Consider the following 23077-nt stretch of genomic DNA (forward strand, 5'->3'; position numbering starts at 1 on the left):
TGGAATAAACAAAACTCATGACACACATTGGAAGAAAAATCCGCATCGTACGTCAGCTCAAGGGCTATTCCCAGGAATATATGGCCATGCGGCTTGGTGTTTCCCAAAATGCCTACAGCAAAATGGAACGGGGCCGCATTGGTTTGAAAAATGCCAGGGTGATCGCCATCTCCAATATTCTGGAGATTCCCACCTACAATCTTTTAAAAGTGAACGAATCCCGGTACATGGCCGCTGAAGAGGCTGCCGACTACAGATCGGAAAAATAAATCTCGTAACTTACTGTATTTCTGATACTTAAAATGCGTCCGCATTAGAATTACAATGCCACTTTTTATCGGTTTAGGTTGTCTTATCAACAGGTTGTCCACCGTTTGGAATCCGGGCAGCCGAAATAAAGTACCTAAGCCCCATGAAAAAGAATGTTCTTCTGCTTATTGCACTGGTTTTCATTTCCGGCCTGAGCTTTTCCCAGGGACAAGCCAGTTGGTGGTATTTTGGCGCCAATGCCGGTTTGAATTTTAACCCGAATCCCACGCCGGTTGCAGGCGGGCAGATCAATACCATTGAAGGTGTTGCCGCTATTTCCACACCGGGAGGTCAATTGCTTTTCTACACGGATGGTATGCGGGTCTGGAACCGTAATCACGCGGTTATGCCCAATGGGAATGGGCTGATGGGTAGTTCTTCCTCTTCCCAGTCGGGTGTAATTGTGCAGCGACCCGGATCCCCCAATCTTTATTTTGTTTTTACCGCCGACGCACAAGCCGGAGCAAACGGGCTTCGCTGGAGCGAAGTGGATATGAATCTTTCTGCAGGCTTTGGTGATGTAACTGCCAACAAAAACATTCTGCTTTATACCCCCACCACCGAACGTATTTGTGCTGTACGTCACTGCAACAATGTAGATGTGTGGGTTATTTCCCATCACTGGGGAACCAATGAATTCCGTGCTTACCTGGTTACTGCTGCCGGGGTTAACCCTGTTGCAGTTGTCAGTGCAATAGGACCGGTTCACTCCGGATCCAACACCTCCACTATTGGTTACCTGAAAGTGTCTCCAGACGGGTCCAAACTGGCCATGGCCATTCGTTATTCTTTTACCGGATCTCAGCCGGGATGGTGCGAATTATATGATTTCAACAACGCAACAGGTGCGATCTCCAATCTTGTAAATCTTGGAAACCACTCGTATGCTTATGGCTGCGAATTTTCCCCGGACAACCGCCTGCTTTACACCACTTCATCGCAGCCGGGAACCATTTATCAGTATAATCTCTGCGCCGGTTCTTCCGCTGCCATTGTTGCCAGCCGGCTAACCATAGGTAATTCCGCCTCAGGGTGGATAGGACCATTGCAGCTCGGACCGGACGGAAAAATATACAACGCGCGATATCAGGTACAACAATTAGGCGTGATACAGAATCCGAATACACTCGGGGTGGGCTGCGCCTACATTGACAATGGTCAGGCGCTTCTGAACATGTCCACACTCGGACTACCCAATTTTGTGGCAGATTATTTCCGCATTCCTCCGGTGATCTCCGCCACCATGAACTGTTTAACCGGAAACTTTTCCTATACCTACACTCAATCCGGATGCAATCCGCAGGTTCCAACACAATCATGGAATTTCGGCGATCCCGGCTCAGGTCCTAATAATACATCCACCTCCACCACTCCAACCCACGTATTCTCCGGCCCGGGGAATTATATTGTAACTCTGGTTACACAATACACCTGCTGGTCCGACACGGATACCATTGCTGTAACTGCCATTTCCTGCGGCCCAACCGTAACCGTACAGGGGGCTTCCATCTGTCAGAATTCCTGCACCACACTCACGGCGAACGCTTCGGGAGGCACTCCTCCTTATACGTACGCCTGGACACCGAACATTGGCGTTGGCCCGGGTCCGCATAACGTTTGTCCTGCCACCACCACCACCTACACAGTAATTGTAACCGATGGTACCGGTGCTACTATGAGTACTACGGCAACCATCACCGTTAATCCGGCACCTGCAGCAACGGCAACTTCCACAAATCCGCTGTGTAACGGCGGTACCGGTACTGCCACAGCATTGGCTGGTCCGTACACCTATTCCTGGAGTACAAATCCGGTGCAAACCACACAAACAGCAACAGGGCTCACGCCCGGAAATTATACAGTAACGGTAACCGATGCCAACGGATGTTCGGATACTGCTATCATCACCATTTCCCAGCCACCACTGCTCACCGCGCTTGCATCCAACACACCCGAAACCTGTGTGAATTCAGCCAACGGAACCGTAACGGCTGCGCCAAGCGGAGGAACAGGACCGTATACCTATTCCTGGAACACCAACCCGGTGCAGACCACCGCCACGGCTACCGGATTGTCTACAGGAACATATACTGTTACCATTACCGACGCAAACGGATGCAGCACCACTGCCGTAACTACATTGTCGGCACCTACGGGTCTACAACCTACTGTGGCCGCACCGCAAGCCATTTGTATTTCGCAGTGTGCCACACTTACTGCCAATATAACCACAGGAAATGCCCCTTATACGTATCTCTGGATGCCTGGAAACCAAACCGGTCAGAGCATTCAGGCTTGTCCTACCACTACCGGCGTTTATACCGTAACCGTAACGGATGCGAGCGGGTGTACAGGAACTACAACTGTTACAGTAAACGTTCGTCCGCCATTGAGTGTAAGCGCGAATCCGGCCGGACCTGTTTGTCCGGGTTCACCTGCTTCCCTTACAGCAAATGGTTCCGGTGGCGACGGGGGTCCTTATAATTTTAACTGGATGCCCGGAAACCTGAATGGTTCTCCGGTAACAGTAAACCCAACAACTACCACAACGTATACTGTTATTATCACTGATAATTGCGGAAGTCCTTCCGTTACCAGCACCGTTACCGTTAACGTATTTGCCTTACCGCAGGTTGCATTTGCAGGTGACACATTGCAGGGTTGCGCTCCGCTGTGCGTAAACTTCACTAATAACACTCCCAACGCAGCCACATGCAGCTGGATTTTTGGCAACAATATGGCTACATCCGCCAACTGCAGCGAACAATATTGTTTCAACGCAGCCGGAACCTACAACGTAACTCTGACAGTGACAGATGGCAATGGGTGCATCAACACTCAAACGCTCACTAATTACATCACCGTATTTCCGGTACCTTCGGCACAGTTCAGTATGAGTTCATCACAGGTGACCATGCTGGAGCCTAACTTCTGTTTTACCGACATGTCAACCGGCGCTACTTCCTGGCTTTGGAATTTCGGTGACGGAAACGACACCACTCAGCAGAATCCATGTCATGCTTATGCAGACACAGGAAGTTATTGCATTACACTGGAGGTAGAGAACAACGAAGGATGCCGCAGTCAGATCACGTATTGTGTGGAAGTGGATCCGGAGGTAGCCATTTACGTTCCGTCTGCATTCACGCCGAATGGCGATGCCAACAACGAACTTTTCCTTCCGGAAGGCATAGGAGTGGATTCGCGCGATTTCCATATGTGGATTTTCGACCGTTGGGGAAACCTCATATGGGAGACCAATCAGTGGGGCAAGGGTTGGGACGGCAAAGCGAACGGCGGCTCAAAAATTGCTCAGGAGGACGTATATGTCTGGAAGATAGAATGTGTTGATCAGAAGAATTACCGTCATCAGTTTGTTGGCCACGTTTCACTGATCCGTTAACAGAAATTCATCCTATGAAAAAAATTCTTTTCGCTACATTGGTTCTCCTCGCGCTGGTTGCGTTTACAGGGGCACAAAAACAGTTTGAAGGAATCATCACCTACAGTGTAAAAGTGGAATCGGTTGATCCGGTCATCCAGACTTCTGCTTTTGCCAAGCTTACCGGTACCGAGCTGAAGATCTATGTAAAGGGGGCGTCCATTCGTGCGGTTTGCAATGGCACTTCAGGGTCATCCGGACTTCTGGTAGTCAATGCCGGAGACAAAAAAAGCTCGTCACTCACTTTAGGGAATGATGCCGCTGCCCTCTTCCTGAAAGAGAATACTCTTTTTGCAGTAAAGCAAAATAAAACCGAACAGATACTTAACCATAGCTGTAAAGTGCTCTCCTGCGATGTGAAATCAGACTATTCCGACTCCTATGTAAGAAAAGACTATTATCTCTGCGAGGATCTGGTGATGGATGCTTCTCCGTTTAAAGGCAATCCATCCACACTTTCGGTGTACAAAGCGCTGGAGAACGGTCATCTGCCATTGAAAATGGTATTTGAGGGGGCGGCGTACAAGGTAACATACACCGCGGTTTCGGTTGAGGAAAAATCACTGCATGATACGCAGATGAATCCGGATCAGAACTGATCCTAACCAAACAATACCCGAAACACTTCTTCTATTTTTCCTACCTGAATAAGGTGGATTTTGTAATTCCTCTGTTCAATTCCCTTTGAGTTATATCGGGAAATAAATATTTCTTCAAATCCCAATTTTTCCGCTTCGCTTATCCGCGTTTCTACTCTGTTTACGGGGCGAATCTCTCCACTGAGACCAACTTCGGCAGCAAAACAGGTTTTGGGAGAAATAGGAATATTTTCGGACGAAGAAAGCACTGCACACACTACGGCCAGATCAATGGCGGGGTCTTCAACCCTCAAGCCTCCCGCAATATTTAAGAACACATCCTGAGTTCCAAGCCGGAAACCGCAGCGTTTTTCAAGCACAGCGAGCAGCATAGACAGCCGGCGAAGATCAAAACCGGTAGCAGAGCGCTGCGGGGTACCATAAGCAGCAGAACTCACCAAAGCCTGGGTTTCTATGAGTAATGGTCGTAAGCCTTCCATGGTAGCGCTGATGGCCACGCCACTTACAGGTTCTTCCCTTGCGGAGATCAGGATCTCCGATGGATTGCTGACTTCCCTCAATCCGGCTCCCTGCATCTCATAGATCCCCAGTTCATTGGTGGAACCAAAACGATTTTTTATGCTTCGCAACAACCGGTAAACGTGGTGCCGGTCGCCCTCAAATTGCAATACAGTATCCACCATGTGCTCCAGTACTTTCGGACCGGCAATGGTTCCGTCTTTTGTGATGTGTCCGATCAAAAACACGGGTGTTCCGCTTTCCTTGGCAAATCGCAGCAGTTCTCCCGCTGTTTCCCGGATCTGCGATACAGAGCCCGGGGAAGATTCTATGTGCGCGGTATGCAGAGTTTGTATAGAATCAATAATTACCAGTTGGGGTTCCAGGGCTTCAATCTGCTTGAAAATATTTTGGGTGGAAGTTTCTGTGAGAATAAAACAATCCGGATTTTTAATGCCAATACGTTCGGCGCGCATGCGTATTTGCTGTTCACTTTCCTCCCCACTTACGTAAAGCACTTTGAAGCCCTTTAACTGGGTGGCAGCCTGGAGCATCAGGGTGGATTTCCCGATGCCCGGTTCTCCTCCAAACAGGGTAAGCGAACCCTGCACTAATCCTCCACCCAGTACCCGGTTAAGCTCTTTGTCTGGCAATTGAATCCGGTGTTCGGTACTCAGGTCAATTTCATTAATGGGAGAAGGCTTTATGGCGCGGCGGGAACTCAGCGCAATTCCGGGAGATTTCGCTTCAGAGACTTTTTGGATGATCTCCTCCACATAGGTGTTCCATTCATTACAGGATGGGCATTTCCCAACCCATTTGGGAGATTGTGCACCGCAGGATTGACAAAAAAAACTGGTCTTGACCTTGCTCATAGCGTAAAGCTACGAGGGGTCAGGACCAGAGTCTTTTTACAAAGTGTGAAATTCTTACTGCCCGCTTCCGTCGTTGTCTCCCTCTCCATTCTCTTTCATCTCCTTGTTCGGATTGTCATTGTTGATAATGCTCCCGTCGGGTTTTACCCATGCTTTGAGCACCAGGCCGGGTTTGCTGAGGCGGATTTCGATAAAATGGTTTCCGTTCTTGAAATTCTTCCACTCGTTGGCCCAGTCCACATTAAAGCCCGGATATGCGGCAATCACCTGTGCTGACCACGATGCCGGCACCTGAGTTTTATTATGGAAGGTATGAAGCAGCACTGGCACGCCGTTCATGTCATAGCGGGCACGCTTGGCATAGCCGCCCTGATTGAAAACGGCCACATAATCTTTCTTCAGGCCTCCTTTAACTTCCCAGCGTTTGAGTTTGGCGTCGGGATACTCCTGTTTAAACTTGTTTTTCACCACTTCCGGAGTCAGGTTGGATCCCGGTACATTTTGTGCTACCGCCACGCTGAGCATCAGCAGGCAGAAAATTGTAAGAACTTTTTTCATGGTTGGGTTGTTTTGTTGAATGGTTAGACACAATCTGTGTACCAAAGTTTATTCCCGTATTCGTTTTTCAATAGCTGTGGTTGAGAACCCGGGCAGTAACTCGATGAGTTTCACCTCTCCCCCGTTCTTCTTCACAATTTCATGCCCCGCGATATCTTCCACCTTATAATCAGCTCCTTTGACCAATACATCGGGAAGCAGGGCAGCGATGAGATCCTGTGGAGTGTCTTCATTGAAAATGACCACCGCATCCACTACATGCAAGGAGGCGATGATGAATGCGCGCGACTTTTCGTCCTGGATGGGACGATTTTGTCCCTTGTTCAGTTTTTTTACGCTGGCGTCGGAATTCACGGCCACAATGAGCCGGTTGCCGCAGTCGCGTGCCCTGGCCAGGTAGTCCACATGACCGGGATGCAAAAGATCAAAAACACCATTGGTGAAAACGATCTTCACATTCTTGATTCTCCACGAGGCAATCCTCGCCAGAAGTTCCTCTCTGGTACTGATCTTTTTTTGAATGATCTCGGTGTAGTTCATATACTTCTCGTGTCCCCAGTAAAAGTACTCAAAGTTAAGACCTGTTTCAATGAGTGGAGTATGACGTTGATTTGTTTTTTATGCTTATTTTTTGTTACTTTAACAGATGAGAATACCCCCCCCCTCTCTTTTACCCCTTCTCTTTCCTTTAAGTCTTCTTTGGTTTTCCGCCTCCTTTTCGCAGGTAAACCAGGAATGGGAAAGGAGATTTTCAAACACTTTAAATAGTACGGATGTGGCCATGAGTTTAGATGCTGATGGCTTTGTATATGTTGCCGGGAACTCTTTCTCTCTTGGCACTTCCAGCGACTGGAAGATCATCAAGTACCATCCGGACGGCACCCAGGAATGGATGTTCACATACAATGGGACAATGAATGGCGGAGATTATGCTAAGGCCCTGAAAATTGACCCTACCGGGAATATTGTTATAACCGGAACCTCGGTTCGGGCCAGTGGAAACGATATTACCACGATTAAGTTGAATAGTAGCGGAACATTGTTGTGGGAATCTCATTATGATGGAGGAAGCGGAGGTAATGAGTCTTCGGCAGGTCTTTCATTAGACGAAGGTGGCAACATCTATGTGTGCGGTTCAACCCTTGGTGTTGCATCCCAAGATGTAGTAATTATAAAGTATTCTCAAAATGGAGTCGAACTCTGGAATCAAACCTTTAATGGATCCTGGAATCTCGACGATATACCTTACAGAATCGCATGCGATAATAATAGCGTTTGGGTTGCAGGGAAAACATTCACTGGCACCTATTCTGATGCCTTGCTTTTAAAATATTCATCTGCAGGGACCTTTTTGTGGTCAAAAACCAACAATGGCAGTGGGAACCAGGATGACGAATTTCTTGACCTAACTGCCGACGAAGCCGGAAACATCTATGTTACTGGCAATACCTATGGTTCCGGACCCGGGCAGGACATGCTTACCGTAAAGTATTCCTCATCCGGCCAACAAAAATGGGTTAGTAAATACAATGGTCCGGCCGGAAACGATGACCTGGGAACTTCGATCGTTTATCACACCGGTAGTGTCTACGTCTGCGGTGGGAGCAAGGGAGAAGAATCGGGTATTACATCTTATGATTTTGTCACAGTAAAATATGGTTCCAACGGATCCGCAAAGTGGATCCAGCGTTATAACGGTGCAGCGAATAGAGATGATATGCCTGCCCAGATCATTCTGGATCAGGCGGGAGACATTTTGGTGGGAGGTTCTTCAGAAGGAGGCGACACGAATACAGATTATCTTGTTGTGTCTTATTCCAAACAAGGAACTTTCGACTGGCTTCACCGGTATAATAATGCAACAGTAAATGGGGCTGATGTTTTGGTTGGGATTGCCTCGGATGAGCTGCATAATGTATACCTGACCGGAACAAGCTATGGCGGAGTCAGTTTCAATGATATTGCTGCCATTAAGCTAGCTCAAAGCGGAAAGCTCGCATCTATATTAAAGGAGAAATTGAATATGTTGATGGTGGGGTTACTGGATGAGAGAATGAGAGTAAAAACGATACCGTTAAAAACTTTGTTTTTGCCACTTGTCGCTTGGCTGTTGATTCCCTTTACTTTATCCGTTTTGATTCATTGATTTCCCGATGTGAACAGGTAGGCCTGAATCTTAAAGCGCGTATGAACGCAAGAATAGATCAATATTTCAATTTCGCTCCGGGTAAAGATCATGTTTCGCTGATACTAAAATCCATCCGAATTCAGGGGACCCCAATTATGCCTATTCTCTCCGTGCCTTCCTTTCATTCTCACACCCCAGTTACATTAATCAGCGATCCACATCTTTCCTATGGATACGATGAAATAGATTACCCAATACCTTGCATTAATTGTGCAAGTGGAAGTATTGGTCGAGCAGAAGCGGAAATGCAGCTTACTTGGACGAGCCTGATAGTTGTTCCTCCTTATGTCAACTCAAAACCAGGCTTAAGACGGATTACAAATTGTCTTGGTCAGCTAGATCCATCGATATCAAATCGATGTTCTGTTTGTCCTCCAAATAATACTTTGGATGGGCTTGCTATTGGTTTGCCGCAAAATTTATTTGGTATCGAGCTAGAAATCGTTCTAGGAACAGGGGGGGTGCCGGGATTTGATTATTGTTATGGAACTCTTACAACTTTAGGACCGAATAGCTTAAATCCACCTGAAACCTATGCCACACTTTCTAGGCTACCAGGATTTACATATTACAGAAGAATTGATCCACCATTTTCGGATAACGTGAGGTTAAAAAAATTACAGTACTCTATCGTAGATAGAGACCACTACTCATCTGGAATATTCCTTGAAGGGGATCATCTTACGCTTTGTGAGAAAGAAACCTCATTTAACTCTTGGGAAGAATCTGGCGTTAGATATGCCTTTGGTCTAGGCGGTGTGTACAAACTATCAAGACCTGGAATTAATCAGCAGCCTGTATATTTTATATTCCCTTATGCAAAAGGCTTCTGGTTTTCACAAGGTCCCGACATGCGGATATATTATGGAACAAATCATACCCAATCAACGTGTCCATCTGGAACACTTGAAATTCAACAACAGAATGAAACCAGGGGATGTGAATTTTGTGCCTTCGGACAATCATTCAATATACCGCAATACCAAGTAACAGATTATATTATTTCTACCGATCTTGCCTTTCTTCAAAATTATTGGCTCGATAATGTGATTTCTGTTGGAATTAAATCTGCGCCCACGAGTGGCATTTCTATAGGAAACACCTTGATCTTCTCCGCGAGCAATACACAACCGGGTTGTATCAATCCACCCTCTGGGCAACCGTTGGTTGTAATGGAAGTGCTTCCTGATGGGAGTTATGAATACATTAAAGAATTTGACAACAATGTAATACTTCCTCCCAATACAACGGTCTGGGTTCGTGTCCAGGCTACATTTTCGAATGGGGAAGTTATTAGTGATTGCCAATCAATGACCCTGGACTCCAGCTCAACTCAATATCAATTTGTTACAGCGGAAATAAGGGGAAGTATTCTTGATTATATCCCAAACTATTCAGGTGTTATTTACAAGATTGAGATCTATCAATGAAGTCTTTGCGATTCATTTTCGTTTTTAGCTGTGTGATTGCTGCCTATTCTGCCTGCGCACAAACTTTGTTCCTAGAGCGTTCTATATCTGCTCCACCTGACAACAGGTTGACTGCGTTAAGGAAGATGGATACCTCTTCATTCATTGTTTCAGGATATATAAATAATGGCATGTTTGGGGATAAAGATATTCTCCTTATAAATTTTTCTCTCACCGGTGACACAATATGGTCACGAGTTATTGGCAGCGCAGGTGATGATATTCCCACTGATATTACTATTGATATCGATTCAAACATTTACATCACAGGGTCAACATCGGCTACAAATTCAGATCAGGATGCCATCATTATTAAGCTAACTAAGTCCGGAAATGTTATCTGGTCAAAAAAATTGGGACTTCCCGTCAGTAATGAATCTTCAAATTCGATATGTATTGGATTAGATGGCGATTTGATTATTTGTGGCAAATCGGATTATTTTGGCTTAGGGGATGATGATGTATATATCGCAGCATATAATTCCTCCGGTTTATTATTATGGTGCAAGGCAATGGGCGATCAATATTCCAACATCGGCAGATCGGTCATTAACTGGAAAGGGGGATATCTGGTCGCTGCAAGTCATATTGGCGCCTCCGCCCCAATGGCATTAATTCACGTTGATACGGTAGGAAATATTCTTAATTCCATTCATTATGACTTTGGGTTTTCATCCAATGGATTGGGCTTGATATCACTTAGCTCAGATTCCTTACTCCTATACGGTTATGGCCAGCCTATCTCCTCGCCAGTCCTCATGTGTATAAAGTTAGATAGTTCCTTAAATGTCGTTTCCGCCAAATCCTATAGAACATCACAAGCGGGTCTTTGTTATTCCGCTTTTCCTGTTTTTAATGGTCAAATTTGTTTAGTTGGCACGTCTTATTCATCTAGCTCCTATAAAAACATCGCATTGTTTCTTGATCAGAATTTAGACACGATTTCAAGTCTTTCTTGGGGAAATTCAGCGGGGGAATTCCTTAGCGCTGGACTTTCTTCCGACTCAACGCTTCTCTTTATTGGGAATCAAAGCACGCTTCTTCCCGACTACACTGGTTCATTGTACCTCACCACTTCGTCGAACAATTCGATATGTAACCCCATTCCCATCTCCATGAATTTGGTTAACGAGTTGGCCAACGTGACGCAACCTAATTATTCACTATTTTCAGGCGGATTTGATAGTTCGCTTTCTGTCCTCAATTCGTTTGGTCCAGGCTTGATAACGACTTGTGCCCAAATCGCAAATGTTAGGGATCCATACATTTTGGAGAATGTGATTTTAGTTCCCAACCCAACTTCGAATACGGTTCAAATCATTGTGGATCAATTGTATTCTGAGTTAAGTGTAAAATTTTATTCTGCTATAGGAGAATTAAAGCATTCTGCGCAATTCCATTTCAGGAATTTTTTGGAATTAGATGTTTCTAACTTAAGTAATGGTATTTATTTTGTTACTATCGGGAGTAATGAACAAATTATCAATCACAAACTCATAATACAACGCTGATGAGAATAATAAATGTATTACTTCCCGGATTGTTACTGATAGGCGTCACCTTCAGCGCACATGCCCAGATCACAAGCACGATACAGACAGAGAATGCGGGAAACATCGAAACCATTTCAGAAGACTCGATCCCGGAAGAAGATCAGATCGAACATGTGTTTATGGCAGACAGTGGGGGCTCTGTTGTCGCTGTTATCCTTAATGAGTCATCCGATTTGCGCATACATCAGACGAAACTGCCCCGGCCATACGCCTTCCTTTCCCCAAACCCCTCCAATGGAAGAGTTTCCTTGATCAGTGTCTATCACCCTATGCTCTATATTCGCCTGTTGTCAGTTTCCGGTGAGTTGCTGATGGCGCGCTCCATAAATTCCCAGTTCAAGTCGGAGATCAATTTAGCTAACTATCAGAATGGGTTATACTTTGTCCAAATTCAGCTGATTGATGGAATGTGTCAGACGGAGAAGCTAATACTTAATAATAAGTAGTGACCGTATTACTTTTCCTTATTCAAAATGGGAAGTAAGATCAAAGATAGTGATCCGGCTATGAGTATGGTCACAAACTGGCTGGCCCAAACGATCCAGCAGAAGGCCCCGGCAATGGGAACCGAAATTCCAGCCAGAGGAGAGGTAAGTGTTTTGGAAACCAGAAGATGGTATCCACCAATGCCACCCTGCGTGAACATGATCCCCACGGCGCCCATAATCAGCACAGCCATTCCCTGCCCTACCCTCAGTCCTGAAGTTTCTTCAAAACTGTAGAAGCAAACATGCAGCATCACATAGTATAACGTCCAGATGATCACCGTATGCATCAGGAACAGGCCCGGGCTCCGGAGTTTACGGATAGAAACCAGGCCTTCCCAGAATCCTTTAATAATTCCCCCCACTTTGCCTCCCAGAATATTCCTGACACGCTGCCTGAACAGGAACAAACCGATCAGGGAAAATCCCAGGAATCCGATCCCTCCCCAAAACAACACCGGGTTTCCTCCAATGCGGCTGAACAGTCCCTTCACCGGAAATAATATGTGTTCATTCACCAGGGCGTAAATGCCGTCGAACTGCATATACAAGGTTACCAGAAAGATCAGTCCCAGACAAAGCGTATCAAATGCTCTCTCCGCAATCACCGTTCCGAACCCTTGGGGAAACGGCACTTTCTCATACTTGGTCAGCACCGTGCACCGGGTAACTTCTCCCAGCCTTGGAAATGCAAAATTCGCCAGGTATCCCACCATCACCGCAAAAAAAGTATTGCGCACTCCCGGCTTATATCCCACCGGTTCCATGAGCATGATCCAGCGGATGGCACGACTCACGTGTGAGAATATTCCGAGAATCATGGAGAGAATGATCCACGAATAATCTGCCATTCCCAGGGCCCTGTAAAACTCGTCAATCTGTTCTTCAGAAAAATCCTTCACGCTCAGCCATACGAGGAAAATACCCAGGCCAAAGAACAAGGAAAATTTCAGTATCGAAAGGATCCTCTTTTTCAAGAGTGTTATTTTACCTTATTGGTGCCGGCTTCAGGAAAAGCTATGGCAGGCTTGAATTTCTTCGCCTCTTCAAAGTCCATTTGCGCGTACGACAGGATAATCACTTCATCCTCCACCCGGAACTTCAAGGCGGCCGGGCCATTCAGGCAAATCACTCCGCTGCCGCGTTCGCCGCGGATCACATACGTGATGATGCGCTCTCCATTACGGTAATTTAAAACATGGACCGCTTCGTTCTCAATAAGATTCACCGCATCCATCATATTCTCGTCGATCGTTATGCTCCCCACATAATCAATATTCGCCTCCGTGACGGTGGCGCGGTGAAGCTTCGATTTCATTACTTCTATCAGCATAGCGGGGCAAAGGTAGGATTAAAGTACGAAGATAGTAATGAGTTGGTGCGTTTCAGAGTTCAACGTTGTCGATCAGGCGAACACTGCCGAGGTGCAAGGCAACGCAAGCCACAGCGTTTTGCGGAAACTGATCGTGTGCCAGGGGAAGAAGGGTGTCTCTGCCGGCAATCTCAAAATATTCCAGCTGAAAAGACTTTTCGTTCTTCAGTTGTTTTTCCGCCTCCGCTTGAAGCTCTCCCACTGTGAGAAGGCCCGCATTTGCTTTTGTCCAGTTCAGCACGGAACAGATCCGGGATGCTTTCCGGCGGTCCTCTTCACTTAATTTCCGGTTACGGGAGCTCAGGGCGAGGCCATTCGACTCACGCACCGTATCACACGCTATAATCTCTATATGCGGCCGGACTGCTGCCTTAAGCCTGAATAATGACATCTTTTTAATTATAGCCAGTTGCTGATAGTCCTTTTTTCCAAAATACGCCCTGTCCGGCTTCACGATATTAAAAAGCCGGTTTACCACCACCGCCATTCCTTCAAAATGTCCGGGCCGGAATTTTCCCTCCATCACTTCACCCAGACTCCCCAGCTCGAATCCGGGAAGATCTTGCTGAAACAATAAGGCTGACTGCTGGCTGCTGATTACTGACTGCCCATAGACTTCCTGCACCGAAGGAACAAATACCAGGTCACAACCGGCTTGTTCCAGCATCCGGAGATCCTCTGTTAATGTCCGGGGATATGTTTCCAGGTCTTTCGGATCATTAAATTGGGTTGGGTTAACGAATATGCTGGACACGGTAACACTACATTCACGTTTGGAACGTTCCAGCAGTGAAATGTGACCTTTATGTAAAGCGCCCATGGTGGGAACAAATCCGCACTCCCCGCCGGAGGCCCTGAGGGGAGATAAAAAGGAAGCTAATTCTTCCGCTGTATCAACTACTTTCATTACAGGCACTTATAGCGTCAAAATGGACTCTAAACTATGGGAAATATTGCATAATCCCCTGTTTTTTAGTAAATTTGCATACTTTTTCTTAACAGACTTCTTCCTGGTTCCAGCCGGTCTTACCACCTTCCGGAATTCCGGAAAGGTCATAAACAAAACCCGAAATGAAAAAAGCGCGTGTACTTTTTGTTTCCTCTGAGATCACCCCATATCTAGAGGAAACAACGAGGGGAACCATTGCCCGTTACCTGCCCCAGGGAATTCAGGAACGTGGTAAGGAGATCAGGACTTTTATGCCCCGTTACGGTTGTATCAATGAACGCAGGCATCAGCTCCATGAGGTCATCCGCCTCTCCGGAATGAATCTGATCATTGATGATTCTGATCATCCGCTGATCATTAAAGTAGCTTCTATACAGGCTGCACGCATGCAGGTTTATTTTATTGATAACGAAGAGTATTTCCAGCGCAAGGCTACTCTTTCCGACAAGAACGGCAAGTATTTTGCCGATAATGACGAGCGCGCGATCTTTTTTGCACGCGGTGTTATTGAGACCGTGAAAAAACTGGGATGGGCTCCTGATATCGTGCATTGCCACGGATGGCTGACCTCCCTGGTACCTGTTTATCTGAAGCGTTCTTTCCGTGAAGATCCGATCTTTGCCGACAGCCGGGTGATTTATTCTGTATACGACGACGAATTCAGTCCGGCGATGGATAAGAACATGGCCCGTAAAGCCGTTTACGAGAATGTTGAAAAGGGAGATCTTGAGCACCTGAAAACTCCGAATTTCGTGAACCTTACTAAAACCGCCATTGACTATTCTGATGCGGTGATCAGGGGCGCAGACAAACTTCATCCGGATCTCGACAAATACATGAAAAAAGCCGGCATTCCGGTGCTGGGTTATAAAGATATGGACGAATACGTAGACGCATACAACGAGTTCTATGATGAAGTCCTTGAACTGGAGCCGGTATTTGCCGACTAATACCTTTATGACCGGAGCAATAATTCTTTTCACATCACGTTTGCGGAAAATGAAAAATTCATTTTCCGCTTCGTGCTTTTTAGCACTTGCACTATGCCTTGCATCCTGCAAAAAGGAGAATAGTAACATAGGGCTGGATCTGATAGACGATCAGCTTGGGGTTGAATACACCGAAGCGGCCTATTTGCAGGCCCATACGATAAGAGAAGACAGTCTGGTTACCTCCAACCGTTCGGCAACTTCCCTGGGGTACTATGACGATCCTGTTTTCGGAAAAACAACCGCCTCGGTGTATTCTCAATTCCTGCTTTCCACAACGGGCCCAAACTTTGGAACAGCTACCTGTGATTCGGTGATCCTTTCGATGACATTTAAAGGATTCTACGGCACACTGAGTCCGCAGGTGTTTACCGTGTACACATTGAACGGAATGATGTACAAGGACAGTACGTACGACTGCGAAGATTCAATTGACGTATCCACCAGTCTGGCTGGAGTTCAAACCATTTATCCAAGACCTTTCGACAGTCTGTTTGCCGGGAACGATACCTTCCCCCCGCAGTTAAGGATCAAACTGAATAATTCTTTCGGAAATTTTCTCCTCGCTGCCTCTGCGGGCGACCTGGCTTCCAATACAGCCTGGGTGAATTATTTCAAAGGGCTCTACATTACTGCCGGACCGGTGAATACCAACGCGCGTAAAGCGGGAGGTATTCTCTCTTTCAAATGGGCAGATGCCAACACTAAAATCACGCTCTATTATCACGATGCCTATGGTACGCACGGAAATCAGGGAAGAGCCAGCTACTCTTTCATTGTAGACGGGAATACAGCGAGCTTTAACCATTATCGTCATGACTATTCCGGACGACCGGCCATTACTGCCCAGCTCAATGGAAACGATACTGCGAACTACGATCATGTATATGTCCAGGGACTCATGGGGCTTAAAACAAAATTTTACCTTCCCAACATTCAATTCCTGAAATCACAAGGAGATATAGCTGTGAATAAAGCAGAGTTGATCCTTCAGACAGATGCTTCCACTATGGACAATGATTTTGCTACTCCATCCAAACTGGTGCTGGTAGCGCTGGACAGCGCCGGCAAGCAGATTCTGTTATCTGACTATTATGAGGATCAGGGGGGCACTTATTTTGGCGGTACCTGGGATGCCACCAAAAAGCAGTACCGTTTCAATATAGCCCGTCACATACAGGATCTTCTCAACGGAGAAAAGCAGGATTACGGACTCATTCTTCTTGCTTCCGGAAGTGCGGTGAATCCACACCGGGTGGTGCTGGGAGGAGGAACTACCAGCAGTCCGCATAAAATGCGTTTAAAGATCACCTATACAAAACTGAACTGATTCGATGTGCGGCATTGTAGGATATCTGGGAGATAAACAAGCCTATCCAATTCTCATCAAGGGATTACACCGCCTGGAATACCGGGGTTACGACAGCGCAGGTGTGGCAATCATCAACTCTCAGCTCAATGTATACAAGTGTAAAGGAAAAGTTTCTGACCTTGAAAAGTACGCTGCAGGAAAAGATACTGCGGGCACCATCGGTATCGGTCATACCCGGTGGGCCACCCACGGGGAACCCAACGATGTAAACGCCCATCCTCATCAGAGCATGACCAAGGACCTGGTGATTATCCATAATGGGATTATCGAGAACTATGCTCCTATCAAGGAAGGATTAAAAAAGCGAGGTCATAAATTCACTTCGGACACTGATACCGAAGTGCTCATTCATCTCATTGAAGATATTCGCAAAAAAGAGAGTGTTCGTCTCGGAGAAGCCGTTCGTCAGGCCCTTAATCAGGTAGTAGGGGCCTACGCCATCGTGATCCTGGATAAAAACAATCCCAATGAACTGATTTGTGCGAAAAAAGGCAGCCCGCTGGTAATCGGGATCGGGAAGGATGAATTCTATGTTGCATCCGATGCCACTCCCATTGTGGAATACACCAAGAATGTAGTTTATCTTGAAGACGAGGAAATGGCCTTTGTGGAACGCGGGAAGGAGCTTAAGATCAAAACTATAAAGAACAAGCCCAAGACACCTTACGTTCAGGAGCTGGAGATGGAAATGGAAGCGCTGGAGAAAGGCGGTTTCGACCATTTCATGCTCAAGGAAATATACGAACAACCGCGTTCAGTGCGCGACAGCATGCGTGGCCGGCTGAATCTTGATGCCGGGGTAGTTACACTGGGAGGAATCCTTGAATATGAACAGAAATTTCTCAACGCCAAGCGAATCATCTTTGCCGCGTGCGGCACCAGCTGGCATGCCGGGCTGGTGGGAGAATACCTGTTCGAAGATCTTGCACGTATTCCCGTAGAGGTGGAATACGCTTCCGAATTCCGATACCGGAATCCCATTGTTTATGAGCAGGACGTGGTGATCGCCATTTCACAATCGGGTGAAACTGCTGATACCCTTGCCGCCATTGAACTGGCAAAATCGAAAGGCGCTACCATCATTGGTGTATGTAATGTAGTAGGATCGTCCATTCCCCGTCATACCCATGCAGGATCCTACACTCACGCCGGCCCGGAGATCGGTGTAGCCTCCACGAAAGCCTTTACAGCCCAAGTGACCGTGCTTACATTAATGGCGCTGAGAATCGCTTTCCGGAAAGGTAGCATTAACTCCTCACGGTATCATACCCTGCTGAGTGAATTGAATTCAATTCCCGAAAAAATTGAAAAGGTTCTTCAGCTGAACGACGGCATCCGTAAGCTGGCCGCAAAATTCAAAGATTGCACCAATGCCCTTTACCTGGGCCGCGGTTATACATTCCCGGTTGCACTGGAAGGCGCTCTGAAGCTAAAGGAGATTTCCTACATTCATGCAGAGGGCTATCCTGCAGCGGAGATGAAACATGGTCCGATTGCACTCATAGACGAGAATATGCCGGTGATTGTGATCGCTACCAAAGGGGCGAATTACGAAAAAGTAGTGAGCAACATTCAGGAAGTGAAAGCGCGAAAAGGTAAAGTAATCGCTATTATTACCGAAGGCGACGATATTGTGAAAGGAATCGCAGATCATGTAATTGAGATCCCTGAAACGGACGAATGCCTGGTGCCTCTGGTTTCGGTGATTCCTCTGCAGCTGCTCTCCTATCATATTGCCGTAATGCGCGGTTGCAATGTGGATCAGCCCCGCAACCTGGCTAAATCTGTTACCGTAGAGTGATCCGTGGCCTATTCCTTAACCCAGATCCGGACTTTTGTTAACGGAGCCCTGTGCGGGAAGGAGAGCGCAGAAAGGGTGGTTCGACATCTCCTCATCGACAGCCGAAAGATCTCCCATGCCGATTCTTCCCTGTTCTTCGCCCTCAAAGGTGAGCGTAACGACGGACACCGGTACATTCCGGAGTTGTATGATAAAGGAGTAAGAAGTTTTATTATTTCTGACGCCCTTTCTGATCTGTCACGTTTTCCGGAAGCCATTTTCATTCAGGTTCCCGACACGCTCCGTGCCCTGCAGCAGTTATGTTCCGCACACAGGAAACGCTTTAATTATCCCGTACTGGCCATCACCGGCAGCAACGGAAAAACCATTGTAAAAGAATGGCTCTTCCAGCTTTTGAGGGAAGATTATACTATTGTACGCAGTCCGCGCAGTTTTAATTCACAGGTAGGCGTTCCGCTTTCGGTGTGGGACATGGGTGAAGAAAATACGCTGGCTATTTTCGAAGCGGGCATTTCGCATCACAGCGAAATGGAAAAACTCGAAGAGGTGATTCAGCCCACCCTGGGTCTCATCTCCAACCTGGGCGATGCGCATTCGGAAAATTTCAGCGGGCTGGAAGACAAGGTGAATGAAAAACTGAACCTTTTTGCTCATTGCGGATTGGTTTTTTATTGCAAAGACTACCTTGTGATCCACGACGCCGTAGGGAAACATCCTGGCCTGAAGCAAACCCGCGTATTCTCCTGGTCCAGAAAGTCGAGGGCCGATCTACAGGTTGGGAAAATGACAAGGGAAAACGGCGAGACCGAGATCCAGGGGATCTTTAATAACGATTTCATTCGTATCCGAATACCTTTTACGGACGAGGCCTCCATAGAGAATGCAATCCATTGCTGGTCAGTGATGCTCTACCTGGGCATTCCCAACGAAGAGATCAGTAAGCGCTTTAAATACCTCAGCCCTGTTGCGATGCGACTGGAACTGAAGGAGGGCGTGAATCATTGTTCGGTGATCAACGACAGTTATAATTCCGACCTGGGTTCATTAAGTGTTGCGTTGGATTTTTTAAACCAGCAGAAACAACATCCCGGCCGAACACTGGTGCTTTCTGATATTCTTCAAAGCGGCAAAGATGAAAACAAGCTGTATGCAGAAGTAGCGGACCTGATCCATAAAAAAGGAGTTACGCGCCTGATCGGTATTGGAGAGGCCATTTCAAGGAATAAAGATCTGTTCCATTTAAAGAAATCGTTTTACCGGGATACGCACTCCTTCCTGCAAGAATACAATCCGGAACTTTTTCATAACGAATCCATCCTTCTGAAGGGAGCACGTGCATTTAGCTTTGAGGAAATCAGCAAAGTGTTGCAGCAAAAGGCGCACGAAACGGTGCTGGAGATCAATCTCAATTCGCTGGTCCATAACTATAATTATTTCAGATCTAAACTCAGAGGCGACACGAAGGTGATGGCCATGGTGAAAGCTTTCAGCTATGGCAGCGGAAGCTTTGAGATCGCCAATGCGCTGCAATTTCACCGGATCGATTACCTGGCCGTGGCTTATGCCGATGAAGGCATTGAGCTTCGAAAAGGCGGGATCACCATGCCTATTATGGTCATGAACCCCGAAGTGCAGAGTTACGATTCCATGGTGCAATACAACCTGGAGCCGGAGATCTTCAGTTTCAAAGTTTTGTCGCTTTTTGATGAGGCTGTGAAACGTTATCCCAGTAAAGACGGAAAGCCCTTCTTAGTGCATCTTAAACTGGACACCGGCATGCACAGGCTGGGATTCGAGGATCATGAATTGAATGAGCTTATTGTTCGCATCAAGAATAACAAACAGATCAAGGTTAAAAGCGTTTTTTCCCATCTGGCGGCCAGCGATGAAAATGAACACGATGAGTTTACCCGTTCACAGATTCGCAAGTTCATGGAGATGTCGGATAAACTCAAGCCACACTTCCCCGAGCCTTTCTTACGTCATATTTTAAATTCGGCAGGCATTATCCGCTTCCCCGATGCACAATTTGAAATGGTACGACTTGGCATCGGAATGTATGGGGTGGCCTTCGATGAAAAAGAGCAGGAAAAGCTTCAACACGTAAGCACATTGAAGACCACCATATCCCAGATCAAGCACATCAAGGCCGGCGATACGGTGGGATATAGCCGAAAAGGAAAAGCCGAACGCGACATGACCATTGCCACGGTTCCTATTGGATACGCCGATGGGTTAAGCCGCAAACTGGGCAATGGTAAAGGAAAAATGATGGTACATGGCCGTCCCGCTCATGTGGTGGGAAATGTATGCATGGACATGTGCATGATCGATATTACCGGCATTCAAGCCAACGAAGGCGACGAGGTGATCGTATTCGGCAAAGAGTATCCCATCATTGAAGTAGCCCGCGATCTGAACACCATTCCGTATGAGGTACTCACCAATGTAAGCCGGAGGGTGAAGAGGGTGTATTATCAGGAGTAATTACTGTTTTATTACTTTAGTTTAGTTGTTTTATTGTTTAATTGCTTTCAGCTTTACTTTTCTCTAACAGCGAAGAAAAGTGAAATGAAAAACAGCAAAACATTTAAACATGCAAAGTAAATCGAATGCTCCTGGAATCAAAACAGGATAAACTTCGTCAGTACTCCTGACAAACTTTATTTTCATTTCCGCTAAGCTGTCATCGATTTGGCATTCAGCGCTTTATAAACCATTGGTCATTTCGAAATCAGGTTCGTCATTAATAACTTTGGAATTGCCGCCCCCCTGCCATATTATTGTAAATGAAAACTATGAAAACATCCCTTCTCTCCATCGCCGCCTTTTTGGTATTCTCCCTAACGGGAATTGCCAACAACAACGAGGCCGCCAAGTCTAAAGTTGAAATTTTTGAACCAGCCGGCTCTATCGTCTCGTGTACTGTAGATGCAGGCAGCAACCGTACCAGTTGCTCAGGCTCATACTCCGGGACCATTGGAGGAAGTCCAACTGCAGATGGTTGCGCGGGCGGCTTTAGTTACGCCTGGACACCATCTACTTGTCTGAATTTTACCAATATTGCCAATCCCACTGTAACAAATCTTACATCAACAACAACATATTGGGTGACCGTTACAAGCCAAGGCTGTTGTGACGCCTCCGATTTTGTAACCATTACCATAAATTGCTCCTGCTGTAAAATAGAAAATCCTGAGTCTAAACCTGAATATTCTTCAGAAGACATCGTCATCTTTCCCATTCCTGCAAAGGAAACTCTTTCGTTCAAGATAAAGTCTGAATCCAAGATATATACCATAGGGCTTTATGGCACTACCGGAAATTTGTTGCTTGAAAGAACCGAAACGGGGGCGTTCTTTAACGGGAACGGCCTTCAGGTATCCGGATATCCTGCCGGCATTTACTATCTTCAGATCATATCCGGAGAGGCTGTGGTACTATTTAAAAAAGTAGTACTTTCAGAGTAGGAAAATGTTAAAGTATTTTTTTTCTGCAGTCTTTTGTTTGTTGGGTGTGTGCCACGCCCAGTCCCCTCGCTTTCAACACCTCTACGGAAACACCCAGGTCGATTGGATTTATGCCGTGGATACCATCGCCAATGGATGTTTATTAGCCGGTGGATCTACAAAAAGCTACGGACAGGGAGACTATGACGGATGTATACTTCGTACCGATTCTTTTGGAAATGTGCTTGGCCTGGTAACGCTGGGTGGTGCCTTGGAAGACGCGGTTTTTGATTTTGTGACCCTGCCATCAAATCGACATTTGGTGGCAGGTTTTAGCAAGAGCGTCGGGATCAATACTCCGGTACCCAATGGGTTTCTTAGCCTTATAGATGACAATGGTAGTGTTCTGTGGCAAAAAGCAGTCGGAGGAAATAATCAGGAGGGCTTACGCTCGATAATTCGACCGTCACAGGGAAAGTATTTCTATGCCTGCGGCTTCACATCCTCCCAGGGCTTGGGCGGAGAAGACGGCTGGATAATCAAAGGAGATACATTGGGAAATATTCTCTGGCAGGTTACACTGGGAACCCCGAACAATGAGCGTTGCCAGAAGTTGGTAGAGACTGCAGACGGGAATTTGGCGGCTATCGTAAATATGGATACCGGGACCTATGTTAATTTCGGCATAGTCAAAGTAGATACAACAGGTAACGTTCTCTGGCAAAAGATATTCAACGGCCCTTTGATGGATATGGCAGTCTCTATTATTTCGACCGCTGACTCAGGATTTGCTATTGCTGCCGGTGGCTATTCCTATGGGGCGGGAAGTAAAGACGTTTATTTAATCAAGTTGAATTCCTTTGGTCAAACCCAATGGTTCAGAACTTACGGCGACACCTATGATGATAATGTATGTGACCTTGTAGAATATACCGATGACCAGGGGGTGCCACGAAATTACTTTTTAACCGGCTACTCTCCCGGCCTGGAGAGCGACACCTCAGCAACTTGGGGAAATTATAAAGGATTTGTGCTATGCACAGATGCCTCCGGAATCATGCAATGGGTAAATATGTATGGACAAGGCCCCTCGGATTATTTCTTAACCATGCAATTGCTCGGGAACAATGATCTGCTGCTGGCCGGTAGTGGAACCGGGAGTACATGGG

Annotated in this window: 19 protein-coding genes; 13 read left to right on the forward strand and 6 right to left on the reverse strand. The window is 46.5% G+C overall.

Annotation, left to right across the window (positions count from 1 at the left end):
• Positions 1-17: 17 nt before the first annotated feature.
• The 3 genes from IT233_04140 (at position 18) to IT233_04150 (ending at position 4350) form a co-directional block, all read left to right on the forward strand.
• On the forward strand, positions 18-269 hold the full coding sequence (locus tag IT233_04140; GenBank protein ID MCC7301814.1) for a helix-turn-helix transcriptional regulator: 252 nt from the start codon (positions 18-20) through the stop codon (positions 267-269).
• Between the two features lie 143 nt (positions 270-412).
• Positions 413-3712, forward strand: coding sequence for a PKD domain-containing protein (locus IT233_04145; GenBank protein ID MCC7301815.1), 3300 nt, complete (start codon positions 413-415; stop codon positions 3710-3712).
• A 14-nt stretch (positions 3713-3726) separates the two neighbouring features.
• Complete coding sequence (locus tag IT233_04150) at positions 3727-4350, forward strand: hypothetical protein (protein MCC7301816.1); 624 nt, start codon at positions 3727-3729, stop codon at positions 4348-4350.
• Between the two features lie 2 nt (positions 4351-4352).
• Here the strand turns inward: IT233_04150 and radA are convergent, their stop codons facing one another.
• From radA to rfaE2, 3 genes are read right to left on the reverse strand one after another with little or no spacing between them, the layout of a single operon-like run.
• Complete coding sequence (radA, locus tag IT233_04155; protein ID MCC7301817.1) at positions 4353-5723, reverse strand: DNA repair protein RadA; 1371 nt, start codon at positions 5721-5723, stop codon at positions 4353-4355.
• 54 nt (positions 5724-5777) lie between these two features.
• Positions 5778-6281 carry a hypothetical protein gene (locus IT233_04160; protein ID MCC7301818.1) on the reverse strand — a complete coding sequence of 168 codons (504 nt, stop codon included), beginning with the start codon at positions 6279-6281 and terminating at the stop codon, positions 5778-5780.
• Between the two features lie 48 nt (positions 6282-6329).
• Positions 6330-6821 (reverse strand): D-glycero-beta-D-manno-heptose 1-phosphate adenylyltransferase, encoded by a 492-nt coding sequence (gene rfaE2, locus IT233_04165; protein ID MCC7301819.1) that lies wholly within the window; start codon positions 6819-6821, stop codon positions 6330-6332.
• A gap of 241 nt (positions 6822-7062) precedes the next feature.
• Between rfaE2 and IT233_04170 the strand changes: the two genes are divergently transcribed.
• From IT233_04170 to IT233_04185, 4 genes are read left to right on the forward strand one after another with little or no spacing between them, the layout of a single operon-like run.
• Positions 7063-8427, forward strand: a complete 1365-nt coding sequence (locus IT233_04170; GenBank protein MCC7301820.1) for a hypothetical protein — start codon at positions 7063-7065, stop codon at positions 8425-8427.
• Between the two features lie 41 nt (positions 8428-8468).
• Positions 8469-9899, forward strand: coding sequence for a hypothetical protein (locus IT233_04175; GenBank protein MCC7301821.1), 1431 nt, complete (start codon positions 8469-8471; stop codon positions 9897-9899).
• 5 nt (positions 9900-9904) lie between these two features.
• Positions 9905-11449 (forward strand): T9SS type A sorting domain-containing protein, encoded by a 1545-nt coding sequence (locus tag IT233_04180; protein ID MCC7301822.1) that lies wholly within the window; start codon positions 9905-9907, stop codon positions 11447-11449.
• Positions 11449-11937 carry a T9SS type A sorting domain-containing protein gene (locus IT233_04185; protein MCC7301823.1) on the forward strand — a complete coding sequence of 163 codons (489 nt, stop codon included), beginning with the start codon at positions 11449-11451 and terminating at the stop codon, positions 11935-11937. The genes IT233_04180 and IT233_04185 overlap by 1 nt, the downstream gene beginning before the upstream one ends.
• An 8-nt stretch (positions 11938-11945) precedes the next feature.
• Here the strand turns inward: IT233_04185 and IT233_04190 are convergent, their stop codons facing one another.
• From IT233_04190 to IT233_04200, 3 genes are read right to left on the reverse strand one after another with little or no spacing between them, the layout of a single operon-like run.
• Positions 11946-12953 (reverse strand): flippase-like domain-containing protein, encoded by a 1008-nt coding sequence (locus tag IT233_04190; GenBank protein ID MCC7301824.1) that lies wholly within the window; start codon positions 12951-12953, stop codon positions 11946-11948.
• Between the two features lie 5 nt (positions 12954-12958).
• Positions 12959-13309, reverse strand: a complete 351-nt coding sequence (locus tag IT233_04195) for an aspartate 1-decarboxylase (GenBank protein ID MCC7301825.1) — start codon at positions 13307-13309, stop codon at positions 12959-12961.
• Positions 13310-13361: 52 nt separating this feature from the next.
• Positions 13362-14255 carry a pantoate--beta-alanine ligase gene (locus IT233_04200; GenBank protein MCC7301826.1) on the reverse strand — a complete coding sequence of 298 codons (894 nt, stop codon included), beginning with the start codon at positions 14253-14255 and terminating at the stop codon, positions 13362-13364.
• Between the two features lie 164 nt (positions 14256-14419).
• Here IT233_04200 and IT233_04205 point away from each other — a divergent pair, with 164 nt between their 5' ends.
• The 6 genes from IT233_04205 to IT233_04230 form a co-directional block, all read left to right on the forward strand.
• Complete coding sequence (locus IT233_04205) at positions 14420-15247, forward strand: glycogen/starch synthase (protein MCC7301827.1); 828 nt, start codon at positions 14420-14422, stop codon at positions 15245-15247.
• 49 nt (positions 15248-15296) lie between these two features.
• A complete protein-coding gene (locus IT233_04210) occupies positions 15297-16616 on the forward strand; it encodes a DUF4270 domain-containing protein (protein MCC7301828.1) in 1320 nt (439 codons plus the stop codon).
• Positions 16617-16620: 4 nt separating this feature from the next.
• Complete coding sequence (gene glmS, locus IT233_04215; protein ID MCC7301829.1) at positions 16621-18459, forward strand: glutamine--fructose-6-phosphate transaminase (isomerizing); 1839 nt, start codon at positions 16621-16623, stop codon at positions 18457-18459.
• Between the two features lie 3 nt (positions 18460-18462).
• Positions 18463-20946 (forward strand): bifunctional UDP-N-acetylmuramoyl-tripeptide:D-alanyl-D-alanine ligase/alanine racemase, encoded by a 2484-nt coding sequence (locus IT233_04220; protein MCC7301830.1) that lies wholly within the window; start codon positions 18463-18465, stop codon positions 20944-20946.
• 311 nt (positions 20947-21257) lie between these two features.
• Positions 21258-21929 carry a T9SS type A sorting domain-containing protein gene (locus IT233_04225; GenBank protein ID MCC7301831.1) on the forward strand — a complete coding sequence of 224 codons (672 nt, stop codon included), beginning with the start codon at positions 21258-21260 and terminating at the stop codon, positions 21927-21929.
• A 4-nt stretch (positions 21930-21933) separates the two neighbouring features.
• Positions 21934-23077, forward strand: a 1144-nt coding sequence (locus tag IT233_04230; GenBank protein MCC7301832.1) for a hypothetical protein, incomplete at its 3' end; no start/stop codon positions are given.

The organism is Bacteroidia bacterium (assembly GCA_020852255.1).
In the GTDB taxonomy this organism is placed as follows: Bacteria; Bacteroidota; Bacteroidia; order JADZBD01; family JADZBD01; genus JADZBD01.

Bases quoted from the DNA above. Each gene is read 5' to 3' on its own strand.
- IT233_04175 (MCC7301821.1), top strand. From the start codon at position 8,469: ATGAACGCAAGAATAGATCAATATTTCAATTTCGCTCCGGGTAAAGAT.
- IT233_04185 (MCC7301823.1), top strand. From the start codon at position 11,449: ATGAGAATAATAAATGTATTACTTCCCGGATTGTTACTGATAGGCGTC.
- glmS (MCC7301829.1), top strand. From the start codon at position 16,621: ATGTGCGGCATTGTAGGATATCTGGGAGATAAACAAGCCTATCCAATT.
- IT233_04140 (MCC7301814.1), top strand. From the start codon at position 18: ATGACACACATTGGAAGAAAAATCCGCATCGTACGTCAGCTCAAGGGC.
- IT233_04160 (MCC7301818.1), bottom strand. From the start codon at position 6,281: ATGAAAAAAGTTCTTACAATTTTCTGCCTGCTGATGCTCAGCGTGGCG.
- rfaE2 (MCC7301819.1), bottom strand. From the start codon at position 6,821: ATGAACTACACCGAGATCATTCAAAAAAAGATCAGTACCAGAGAGGAA.
- IT233_04210 (MCC7301828.1), top strand. From the start codon at position 15,297: ATGAAAAATTCATTTTCCGCTTCGTGCTTTTTAGCACTTGCACTATGC.
- IT233_04150 (MCC7301816.1), top strand. From the start codon at position 3,727: ATGAAAAAAATTCTTTTCGCTACATTGGTTCTCCTCGCGCTGGTTGCG.
- IT233_04205 (MCC7301827.1), top strand. From the start codon at position 14,420: ATGAAAAAAGCGCGTGTACTTTTTGTTTCCTCTGAGATCACCCCATAT.
- IT233_04200 (MCC7301826.1), bottom strand. From the start codon at position 14,255: ATGAAAGTAGTTGATACAGCGGAAGAATTAGCTTCCTTTTTATCTCCC.
- radA (MCC7301817.1), bottom strand. From the start codon at position 5,723: ATGAGCAAGGTCAAGACCAGTTTTTTTTGTCAATCCTGCGGTGCACAA.
- IT233_04145 (MCC7301815.1), top strand. From the start codon at position 413: ATGAAAAAGAATGTTCTTCTGCTTATTGCACTGGTTTTCATTTCCGGC.
- IT233_04195 (MCC7301825.1), bottom strand. From the start codon at position 13,309: ATGCTGATAGAAGTAATGAAATCGAAGCTTCACCGCGCCACCGTCACG.
- IT233_04225 (MCC7301831.1), top strand. From the start codon at position 21,258: ATGAAAACATCCCTTCTCTCCATCGCCGCCTTTTTGGTATTCTCCCTA.
- IT233_04170 (MCC7301820.1), top strand. From the start codon at position 7,063: ATGAGTTTAGATGCTGATGGCTTTGTATATGTTGCCGGGAACTCTTTC.